This is a genomic window from Aquiflexum sp., assembly GCF_977115555.1.
Map to the genome: position 1 here is coordinate 1 of NZ_CDSBKL010000213.1, position 7,084 is coordinate 7,084.

Consider the following 7,084-nt stretch of genomic DNA (forward strand, 5'->3'; position numbering starts at 1 on the left):
GGAATGGTCAGCTTTCAAGAAACCATATTGTCTGATTTTTTTGTGGTTTTAAACAGATTTACTTATTATAAAAGTCGGCGATAATTGAGATTTACTTTTGATCTACAATAGAAGATAATAAAAAATTCTCGACCAACTCATTTATATTTTCACGCATGTGGATGTTGATTTTTACTTTTTCAAAAAACTGTCTTTTACTCATTACATTCAATCTATCCTTCCTTTTTTTCAAACTAATAAACGCTTATTACTCATGACTTTTTATTTCAGCTTTTACAAAAAAACAACAGTTTATAAGTGATTTTATAAGCAAAAACTGAAAAAATTCACTTATTTAATTTAAGATTCAAACCCTCTTTACTTTTTTATCTTAACTTTAAAATAAAATATCGCTGAAGGTTCATTATGCAAAAAATCAAATACGCTCTGTTTATAATTTTGTTGGGAAAAACCATGTCATGCACGGATTCCGGGAATAAAATGGAAGCATCACTTCAAGAGATACAAGTGGTGAAAGTAATTCAAAGAGATGTCCCAATTTACAAGGAGTTTGTGGGACAGATATATGGATTTCAAGATATCCCCATAAGGGCCCGGGTAGAAGGGTTTTTAGAAGGAGTGCACTTTGATGAAGGGTATCCCGTAAAAAAAGGGCAATTACTTTATACCATTGATTCACAGCCATTCGCTGCAGCAGTTGCTTCCATGGAAAGTACGGTTGCAGAAGCTCAGACATATCTGGTCAATGCTGAAAATGAATTAGCCAGATATAAACCACTGGCTGAAATTAATGCGGTAAGTAAAAGTGATCTTGATGCAGCGCAGGCGAGCAGGGATGCAGCAATTTCTTCAGTAGAAGCCGCTAAAGCAAATTTAAGAATGACTCAAATAAATCTGAGTTATACGAGAATCCTGTCACCAATTAATGGCCTTATAGGTAAAACGGAGGCGCGAACAGGGGAATTTGTCGGGCGGGAGCCTAACCCTGTGATTCTAAACGTTGTATCAGATATTAGTAAAATGCGGGTTGAATTTTTTCTTACAGAAGCAGAGTATTTAATACTAGCCCGGGAATTTAATCAACCTGTGGCGGAAAAAGGAACGAAAGATCGTAAGAACCCGAAAAATGAAAATAATCTGACTTTGATCCTTGGGGACGGAACTGAATATGAAGAGAAGGGAAGTGTTGAATTCCTGGGGAGAGAAATTGATGTAAATACTGGATCTATTTTGGTACAGGCAACATTTGACAATCAGAAAGGACTACTGAGACCAGGAATGTTCGCAAAAGTGCGTTTAGAATTTGAAGTAGCCAAAGGTGCAATTCTTGTGCCTCAAAAATGCGTTACTGAACTGCAGGGTCAATATTCTGTATATGTTGTAGGCGAAGACAATATTGTAAAATCAAGACCGGTCCAAACCGGTGGCAGGATTGACGACCTATGGCTGATCACCGAAGGCTTAAAGGAAAATGAACAAGTTGTAATTGATGGTTTACAAAAAGTTTCGACTGGCATGGAAATTATACCAATGCTTATAGAGTTTCAAAGTCAATCTACTAAAAATTAATTAAACTATGACTGAAAACTCAGGTAACTTCTTTGTTCGCAGACCTATTGTAGCTATGGTATTGGCTATTCTGATCATTATTGTTGGAGCGGTCTCATTAATTGATCTTCCAATAGAACAATACCCAAGTTTAACACCGCCAATTGTGGAGGTGAGAGCAAATTACACCGGAGCCAATGCCATCACGGTAGAAGAGTCTGTTGCGACTCCTTTGGAGCAGGAGATTAACGGTGTCGACAATATGCTCTACATGAAATCGAGCAATGCAAATGACGGTAGTATGGTCATTCAAATATCCTTTGACGTTGGTACCGATCCGGACATGAATACAGTTCTCTCTCAAAACAGGGTTTCAGCTGCTTCAGCAAAACTTCCGCAAGATGTTACCAAATATGGTGTTACCACGAAAAAATCATTGCCGAATATAATGATGGCTATAGCCTTGACATCAGATGGCAGATATGATCAGGATTTTTTGGGTAACTATGCTTTGATTAACATAAAAGATCAGTTGGCGCGTGTAAAAGGAATTGGAAGAGTTGATGTGCTGGGCGCTGCAGACTACTCTATGAGAATCTGGGTGAAACCCGATAAGCTGTCGAAAATGGGTATTACTGTACCTGAGATGCTAACAGCAATCAATGAACAGAACGTTGTGGTTCCAGGAGGGAAGTTTGGCGATGAGCCTGCACCACCGGGTACGGAATTTACCTATACCGTTCGTTTGCCTGAACGATTTAATTCGGCTAAAGCATTTGAAGAAATAGTTGTAAGGACCCAGCCTGATGGTTCACAGGTAAAAATAGGAGATATTGCCACTGTAAACCTGGGCGTGGAAACGTACAATATGGTTCCTCGTTTTAACAAGCAAACCTGTGCTCTCATTGCCTTATATCAGGCTCCGGGATCAAATGCAGTTGAACTTGCCCAAAACATAATTACAGAAATGGACCAGCTTGCAAAAGACTTTCCTGAAAGTCTAAAATATGAAGTTGGGCTTGATACTACCTTACCTATTACAGCAGGAATAAGAGATATTGTCATCACACTAATTATAGCCCTCGTACTGGTCATATTGGTTGTTTTTGTCTTTATCCAGGACTGGAGAGCTACTCTCATTCCTACGCTCGCAATTCCGGTTTCCCTGATTGGAACCTTTATGTTTTTTCCCATGCTTGGTTTTACCATTAACGTACTTTCGCTTCTGGGGCTTGTACTTGCCATAGGGATTGTAGTAGATGACGCCATTGTAGTAGTTGAAGCTGTTCAGGTGAATATAGATAAGGGAATGAATGCGCGCGAGGCAACTATTGATGCGATGAAGAAGGTTACCGCCCCGGTGATTGCCACAACCCTGGTATTGGTTGCCGTGTTTATCCCGGTAGCAGGAATGGCCGGTATTACAGGTATTTTGTACCAGCAATTTGCCATTACCATTGTTGTATCGGTACTAGTTTCTTCACTAAATGCCCTGACTCTTAGTCCCGCGCTTTGCTCCATCCTCCTAAAAAAACCGGTTCCGTACAAAGGGGCGTTAGGTTGGTTCTTTGCTAAATTCAATAAAGGGATGGACAAGTCCACAGATGCCTACATGAGTCTTACCAATGTGGTGTCCAGAAAACTTAAAAGAGGTGTGGTATTCATTGTTATAATGACTGTAGGAGCTGGCATATTTATCAAATTGGTACCCGGAGGGTTTATTCCGGAAGAAGACATGGGTTACTTCTTTGTGAACATTCAATTACCGAATGCAGCTTCATTACAAAGAACTGAAGTTATTTCAAGTGAAATTGAAGAAATCCTGCTGGAATACCCTGAAGTTAAATATGTTTTGAATGCTACGGGATATAGCATGCTAAGCGGATCGATGATTCCGAACACTGGGTCAATGTTTGTTTCTTTAGTTGATTGGGGGGAAAGAGACCGTACTGCCAAAGATATGATTATTGAAATCAACCAAAAGCTCTCGGAAAAAATAAAAGGCGCCCAGGCAATTTCTTTTGGCCCACCCGCTATTCCAGGTTTGGGGAACGGCTCAGGTTTTAGTATTATGATACAGGATCGGGGAGGAAATACACCCGCTTACCTGTCGGAAAACACCATGAAATTTATTCAAGCGGCAAATTCACGACCTGAAATTGGAAGTGCATTCACTACTTTCCAGGCCAATGTACCACAACGATTCATGGAAATAGATAAAGAAAAAGCACTTAAACTTGGTGTTTCCCTAAAGGATTTATACACTACTGTTGGCGCATTTATGGGTGGCGCTTATGTAAACGATTTCACAAGGTTCGGACGCCTATACAAAACCTATATCCAGGCAGAACCTGAATATAGAGTTGATGAAAGACAAATCAATAATTTCTTCGTAAAAAATAATAATGGAGATATGGTGCCATTGGCCACCATTGCAACCGTAAAGCCTATTTCAGGGCCAGATTATACAAATAGATTTAATTTGTACCGATCTGTTGAAGTTACAGGAGGACCTACCCCTGGATATAGTTCTGTACAGGCCATGAATGCTTTGGAAGAAGTTGCCGCCGAGGTATTGCCCGCCGATATGAGTTACAGCTGGAATGCCATGTCATTTCAGGAAAAGAAAGCATCAGGTTCTTTAGGTATTATTCTTACATTCTCGTTGGTATTCGTGTTTCTGATCCTTTCTGCGCAGTATGAAAGCTGGTCTCTGCCTCTTTCCATCCTTTTAGGAACGCCCTTTGCTATTTTTGGAGCTCTTATTTTCCTTTGGGTTGGCAGGTTATTTAGCCCAACTTTTGAAAATAACATCTTTGCCCAGGTTTCATTTGTGATGCTCATAGGTATGGCCGCCAAAAATGCAATTCTGATTGTAGAATTTGCCAATGAAGAATTTAAAGCCGGATTGAGCCTCTTTGATGCGGCAATTAAAGCGGCCAAATCCAGATTCCGGCCTATTCTTATGACAGCGTTCTCATTTATACTCGGTGTATTCCCTTTGGTAATCGCATCGGGTACGGGAGCAGAATCGAGGAAAGTAATGGGCATGGCTTTACTTGGAGGAATGTCTATGGCAACTGTCCTAGGGGTGTTCTTTTACCCAATGTTATTTATCCTTATTGGAAAGATAGCCGGATATGAGAAAAAACGAGATAAAGAGCAAAAAAAGGCAACTGAAAATATAAAATGATGGAGAGTAAATTTAAATTTATCTTATTAGGCATCATCTCGGCTGCTACATTTTTTAGCTGTAAGGTTGGCCCGGGATTTAAACCAGTGCGAAATGAAATAGATCCCTCGACTGTGTATCGTTTTGACAGTCTTCAAATCGCCATGACAGATTCTGTTTTGAATATCAGCTGGTGGGAATTATTTGAGGAACCTGTTCTTGATACACTTATTACGATTGGCCTTAGGGAAAATAAAGATCTATTGATTGCTTCTAGCAGAATAGAACAGTCACAGGCTGCATTGGGAATTACCAAAGCAGACTTGTTTCCCACCTTTGGTTATTCCGCAGGAGCACTAAGAGGAAATGTTATAAACGGCCTGCCTACAACTCCAGAACTGAATGCAGTTAACCTTTATACAGGATTTGGAACATTAAATTGGGAGATAGACTTTTGGGGTAAATTCAGAAGAGCAAATGAAGCAGCCAGGGCGGAATTAGTAGCTTCAGAATATGGTAAAAGATCCGTCCAAATAGGTTTAATTTCACAAATTGCTTCTACCTACTACCAGCTTCTCGATTTTAGATGGAGATCATATATTTCAGTCCAGAATCTTATTCTGAGGGAGCATTCATTGAAAATTATTCAAGCTAGGTATGATGAGGGAATTGTGGCCGAGATCGAACTCAATCAGGCCCAAATCCAACGGGCCATTGCTGCAGCTGCTGTCCCATTTTATACAAGAAAAATTGCCCAAACAGAGAATGCACTTTCAATCTTACTAGGGCAAAATCCTCGACCGATCCTTACAGGAAATGAGCTTTTTGATCAATCATTCCCTCCTGATATCCCTGTAGGCCTGCCCTCAATGCTTATGGAAAGAAGGCCTGATGTTCTCCAGTCTGAGATGCTGTTACACGCACAGACTGCTAGAATTGGTGTCGCTATTGCTCAACGTTTTCCTTCCATAGGAATTACAGGCTTGTTTGGTTCAGCAAGTAGCGAGTTATCAGCACTTACATTAAATCCTGCCGCCTTTGCAATTGGCGGAACATTGATTGGCCCCATTTTTCAGTTCAATAAGAATAAAAGACGTGTGGAATTAGAAAGAAAACGTACAGAGCAGGCAACCTACGAATATGAAAGAACTGTAATTACTGCTTTTAAAGAAGTGGAGGATGCTTTGGTTGAAATATCAACAACAAAAGTTGAATTAAAAGCAAGGACCGACCATGTGGAAGCTGCAAAAAATGCTCAAAAACTTTCTTTAGAGCGTTATGATAAAGGAGTGACTAGTTATCTTGAGGTAATTGAAAGTCAACGCCAAGCTTTTGAAGCACAGCTTATCTTATCAGAAACTACCCAAAAGTTATTTATTGGATATGTCAATCTTTATAAAGCTTTAGGAGGTGGATGGATTGATCAAGATGAAATGTCGGGTTTAATTAATCCTTAAAAAAATAAGAGGGGGAATTGTCTTTCGAAAAGAAGCAAGAATAGTATGAAAGAGGAAAAAAAATGGGATTAATCTATGTTGATTAATCCCATTTCAAATTTCATCAATAACAGCTTAGGTAATTGATTTAATAATATTTCAAATCCTGTTAAGTAATTGAGGTAAAACTTTAGGATAAATTTCCCTTAACCATATTTCCCAAGAAATCATTAATTAGATTGGGATTTTAAAAGCTTAAGGAATTAATCAATTATTTACCCTTAAAAGTTATTTTTTAAGCAAAAGTGGAATTTGATTGTTCAATTCATTCAACAAACCAATATAAATAAAATCTTCAATTTGGTAAAATCGAGCTGCTGTAGTTACTGAGAGTTCCTTTTTTACAATTCCATAATATTTATTACGAAGCTCTAACTCCTTTTTCTGAATGGAAATACTTTCTTTTACCAAGGCTTCTGCAGTAGCTTCATCCATATTTTCATATTTTTTGGCATAGGCTTCAATATTTTTTATTCGTCTGGTACCTGCTTCTGCCCTCTCTTGTTCATACTTTTCATAAATCGGCCAGAATTTATCAGACTCAGCATTATCTAACTCTAAGAATTCAGCGACCATTGCTTTTTTTTCCAGGCGGAAAGCACTGCGAATTAGTTCCATTTCGGTATTCTGCGCTTGCGCAAATAAACATACCATTACTCCTAAGAGAGTAATTATTCCTTTTTTCATAGTTTTATTTTTTTTCGAATATAATTAATTTTCGACTAATGATGGGTAATAATTTACCCTAAAAAACCAGAGGTATACAGATTACTAGTATTTCAAATTCTGGCAAAAAAATACCAAATTGATATAATTTAATTCTAAATATGTGTATTCAGATGAATGCACATACCAAAATTAACTTTAT

4 protein-coding genes are annotated in these 7,084 nt (G+C 38.6%); 3 read left to right on the top strand and 1 reads right to left on the bottom strand.

The window, feature by feature from the left end:
• Window positions 1–405 precede the first annotated feature (405 nt).
• The 3 genes from ACZFYI_RS12920 to ACZFYI_RS12930 are packed head-to-tail and all read left to right on the top strand — an operon-like array spanning window position 406 to window position 6,177.
• Window positions 406–1,569, top strand: a complete 1,164-nt coding sequence (locus ACZFYI_RS12920) for an efflux RND transporter periplasmic adaptor subunit (protein WP_462524544.1) — start codon at window positions 406–408, stop codon at window positions 1,567–1,569.
• A gap of 7 nt (window positions 1,570–1,576) precedes the next feature.
• Window positions 1,577–4,741, top strand: coding sequence for an efflux RND transporter permease subunit (locus ACZFYI_RS12925; protein WP_462524545.1), 3,165 nt, complete (start codon window positions 1,577–1,579; stop codon window positions 4,739–4,741).
• Window positions 4,738–6,177: an efflux transporter outer membrane subunit gene (locus ACZFYI_RS12930; protein ID WP_462524546.1), complete on the top strand. Its 1,440-nt coding sequence runs from the start codon at window positions 4,738–4,740 to the stop codon at window positions 6,175–6,177. The genes ACZFYI_RS12925 and ACZFYI_RS12930 overlap by 4 nt, the downstream gene beginning before the upstream one ends.
• 267 nt (window positions 6,178–6,444) lie before the next feature.
• Here the strand turns inward: ACZFYI_RS12930 and ACZFYI_RS12935 are convergent, their stop codons facing one another.
• Window positions 6,445–6,903: a hypothetical protein gene (locus ACZFYI_RS12935; protein ID WP_462524547.1), complete on the bottom strand. Its 459-nt coding sequence runs from the start codon at window positions 6,901–6,903 to the stop codon at window positions 6,445–6,447.
• Between the last annotated feature and the right edge of the window lie 181 nt (window positions 6,904–7,084).